The sequence below is a fragment of the Arthrobacter sp. NPDC093128 genome, from assembly GCF_040683875.1.
GTDB lineage: Bacteria > Actinomycetota > Actinomycetes > Actinomycetales > Micrococcaceae > Arthrobacter.
Window position 1 is genome coordinate 1 of sequence record NZ_JBFBEY010000063.1, and the last position, 3842, is coordinate 3842.

At 62.5% G+C, this 3842-nt stretch carries 4 protein-coding genes; 1 reads left to right on the forward strand and 3 read right to left on the reverse strand.

Annotated features, from left to right (window positions below):
* Positions 1-202 precede the first annotated feature (202 nt).
* Together AB0N24_RS27395 and AB0N24_RS27400 are read right to left on the reverse strand one after the other, a co-directional pair.
* Positions 203-442 carry a hypothetical protein gene (locus AB0N24_RS27395; RefSeq protein ID WP_364131717.1) on the reverse strand — a complete coding sequence of 80 codons (240 nt, stop codon included), beginning with the start codon at positions 440-442 and terminating at the stop codon, positions 203-205.
* A gap of 190 nt (positions 443-632) precedes the next feature.
* Positions 633-1868, reverse strand: coding sequence for an IS110 family transposase (locus AB0N24_RS27400; protein WP_364131719.1), 1236 nt, complete (start codon positions 1866-1868; stop codon positions 633-635).
* A gap of 1017 nt (positions 1869-2885) precedes the next feature.
* Between AB0N24_RS27400 and AB0N24_RS27405 the strand changes: the two genes are divergently transcribed.
* Positions 2886-3146 (forward strand): hypothetical protein, encoded by a 261-nt coding sequence (locus AB0N24_RS27405; RefSeq protein WP_364131721.1) that lies wholly within the window; start codon positions 2886-2888, stop codon positions 3144-3146.
* Positions 3147-3320: 174 nt separating this feature from the next.
* Here the strand turns inward: AB0N24_RS27405 and AB0N24_RS27410 are convergent, their stop codons facing one another.
* Positions 3321-3815, reverse strand: a complete 495-nt coding sequence (locus AB0N24_RS27410; RefSeq protein ID WP_364131724.1) for a MarR family transcriptional regulator — start codon at positions 3813-3815, stop codon at positions 3321-3323.
* Positions 3816-3842 lie beyond the last annotated feature (27 nt).

Below are 3842 nucleotides of genomic sequence, written 5' to 3' on the forward strand. Positions count from 1 at the left end.
GGAACTCCGCCCCATAAGCCGTGGGCATAGTCAACATCCTTCCACGAGCACAAGCTCGCTAGGTCAAGGAGTCAACAAAACCGGGGGCAGTCCCGGCTGTTTGTCCCAATGGGTCGCACCAGTAGGTAAATTGGCGACCGCGATCCTCGTCAGCCGGGAAGGCGACTGGAGGCAAAAGCCCAGTATTCGAGTCCGGGTACTGTCATGTCCCGGACCGTGGTGGCAGCCCGGACTCGATCCGTTTCACGCTGACGAGCCAGTCTTCCCAGGCGGCTGGATCGGCTGGTTGACCGTCAGCCTCGAGGTCGGTGCCTCCCAGCAAAGTAATTAGATCGTCGCCAGCCCGCTGCGCGTAGTCCCATATGAAATCAGACATGATCAAAAATGCCTCCCGCGGTGTAAGGAAAATCGGCTCCGTGGTCGGATCATCTGCGGATGACATTGAGGCCTCCATTGGTAATTTCCTAGCACGAAGCGGACATCGGCCCGTACCTGTGTTCCGTCGGAAGTGTCTTGTAGTAGCGCCAGAGGGTCGAGCCATCTTTCAGCGTAGTTGTATGTTGCAGGTTCTGTGGGTCCAGTGCGCTCTGAATCAGGGCGCGGTTTTCGCGTGGACGTAAATTGATGATGGGCTATGCGCTCGCTCGGGTGAGGCTGACCTCGTAGCCGAGGGTTTTGAGCTGGTTGACGGCTCGGCTTCTCGCCTTGTCAGGGTCGCGCCGGAGGTAGTAGTCGGCGCCGGGGTCGGTGTAGACCTCGCCGTTGGTGAGCATGTTCCATGTCGCCGTGAGAATGATGCGTTCAATCGCGACGAGAGCTTTCTTGGGACCCCGTCGGGCAGCGATTCGCCGGTACTTCTGGGAGAGAAACGTGTCTTTGAGGCGGGCAGCCGTCAGCGCAGACGTGCCCAGGGCTGCCTTCAGGTAATTGTTGCCCGGCCGGGTTCTGGTGGATTTAATGTGTCCGGCGGACTCGTTCGAACCCGGACAGACGCCGGCCCATGACGCCAGGTGCGCCGAGGTGGGGAAGACGCTCATGTCCGCGCCGGTCTCGGCGATGATGACATCGGCGACCAGGACGGAGACTCCAGGGATCGTGATCAATGCCTCGCGGGCGGCACGAAAGGGCTCAATCACTTCCTCGATACGGTCTGCGAACGCGGCGATGGCAGCAGTGCGGTGATCGATCTGGTCCAGATGCACCCGGACCATAAACGCCTGGTGCTCCCCGAACCTGCCGGTGAGCGCTTCGACCAGCTCCGGGATCTTTGACCGCATGCGTTTCTGGGCGTTTTGCGCCAGTACTTCAGGATCACGCTCACCCGAAACAAGGGCTTCCAGCATCGCCCGGGACGAGACGCCGGTCAGGCTGCTGACGACACCGGAGAGCTTGATTCCGCTGCCCTCCAGAAACTTCTCCAAACGGTGGATCTCCCGGGTTCTGTCCTGCACCGCGATGGCCCGGGCACGGGTCAGATCCCGCAGTTCCCGGATGGGCTCCGGCGGAACGAAGGAGGCCCTCAAAAGGCCGTGGGCTCCGAGCTGGGCCAGCCAGGCCGCGTCGGAGACATCGGTCTTGCGCCCCGGAATGTTCCTGGCAGCCTTGGCATTGACCAGCATCACGGGCAGGGTCGATTCCAGCAGGTAGTAGAACGGCTTCCAATAATCACTGGTCGCTTCCATCACCACCGTTGTGACCTGCTGCCCTTCGAGGAAAGCGCGCAGCTGGAGGATCTCGTTCGTGGTCGATCCCCATGTGGTGACTGTAGAGGTAAACCGGGCGCGCTGGTTTCCCGGGATCCGAATGCAGACCTTCGCGTCGTGTTTGGAGATATCCATGCCGGCGGCGCGCTCATGCACAATATCCATTGCCTGTCCTTTGCCGATCTTGAGTAGCAAAATGCCAATCGCGGGAAGGACAGGGAAAATTCAGGAATCTAGCACTCGTGCTCGAAGCAACAATCCACGGTTCCCGTGGGAGTCCTTCACACCACGCTAGGAAGCGGGCTCAAACCCGGCACCAAGGAAATCCGGCGTCATCCGCGATAGACACCGCCATCATCCCCCGCAACCCTCAGCAATGCCAGAGGCGGGGAAAGCCGGCCAGGCCCCATTTTCACAACTCATGGCGCGGCAGCGCCCCTAGGCCGCTAGGAAGTGGAACGCACAGCTATGCCCCTTCGAAAACTCATTGCCCTGATGGCCGTCAGAGGCTGATTCCTGGTCCATGGACGGGTCCGGTTCGCTATTGGGCTGATTAGGGCGCATGCTGCAATAGGATCGGCCTTTATCGTGACGCGAAAAAACGTCTCCGTATTTTGGCGGGTCTCTTGCAGCACCAGGGCCACCTGAACTCCGGTCCGGGCTCCTTTGGAGCCGTCAAGCAGCCGGCGGTTTCGACAGGCGGGCCAGGACATGCGATGTCCCCTAAGGAGCCAGGGCAGTGGACGCAGCTCCATCTCCCCGGCCCACGGCCTGAGGTCGCCACGAGCACTGAGGCTAAGGCGTCCCGGAGTTCAACGTTCCGGTGCTGGAGGTGATTTCGTCCTGGCGTAAAGCATGCCCAGGACTACCTGTGCCGCAGTCAAGTCGTCCGGCGCTTCGAATCCCTCTACGCTACCGGCTGCGGTTCCCGTTAAAACGAGACCCGGCTGCGGTTTCCCCTTAAAAGGGAAAAGCCCCTCGGAAGGGGCTTTCAACGGATGGGACAGTTGGCGCCTGGTATTGGTCTGCGGTGATGTGCTCCTCCTCCCCGGCGCTGTGTGCGCGCCCATGCCGGTTTCAGTAACAAAGCACTTTAATGGTTGATCACCCTCCCGTCCAGCGACACGGGCGTTCCGGCGGCAGTATTACGCCGGAAGTGCAGACTGTAGGAACAGGGACGCCTTGGGGGCAGCCGCGTATGCCGCGAAAGCGGCCGGACTGGCGGCGCCCGATCGGCCCCAGACGGTCGACGACGAGATCCACTGGCAACTCGAGCACATGACTGCCGAAGCCCGGTCCGCGCTTCGGCGCTTGCCACCGCTGGGTGGGAATTCCGCCGGTCCGCTGGGGTCAGGATTTCTCGCGTCCGGAATCCTCGCCTCGATCATCCGCACGATCCCGACCGACTTGGCTCACCGTGACCAGCCTGCCCCCTCCAGCTGAATCTGCCGCCCGCAAGCCGGTCCCACACCGCGGCATTTTCTGGCCGGCTCGGCGCCTCGCCGACGAAATTTCCCTAGGGTGAATGTTGGTCCGGATTGGACGTGCAAGGCAATAACCGTCAGCGGACCGAGAACGAGCGCTGGCTGCCCGGTCGTCGATTTGAAAGGGCCAAGGCTACCGCTGGGGCTGAGTCGGCGTGCCGGGATCCTCGCGACCGACGTCCCGGTGGAGGTCCGTGTCGAGGGCGCGGGCTCCGGAGAGCCGGGCGAGCAGGGTCCCGAGCTGGGCAGACTGTTCGCCGGTGAGTGGGGCCAGGAGTTCAGCTTCATGCTTTTCGGCGATCTCGCGCAGCGTTCGCAGAACCTTCGCGCCCTCGGCGGTCAGACGCAGCTCATAGTTCCGCCGGTCGGTCCTGCTGCGCACGCGCGCCACCAGGCCTCGCGCCTCCAGTGAGTCGATGAGTGGAACAACGCGGCTCGGCACGGCTCCCAGACGGTCGGCCAGAGCTCGCTGGCTCAGCCCTGGGGCGCGGCCGAGCATGCGGAGCACGCCGGCATCACTCGGGGTCAGCCCGATTTCGCGTGTGCGTTCGGCGAAGCGTGACGATGCCAGCGCCCCCAGCTGTGACAGCAGGAAGGCGGTGCGCTTCGACGGAGGCGGTGAGTCCATGGCTCAAGATTACCCCCTTGACAGAAT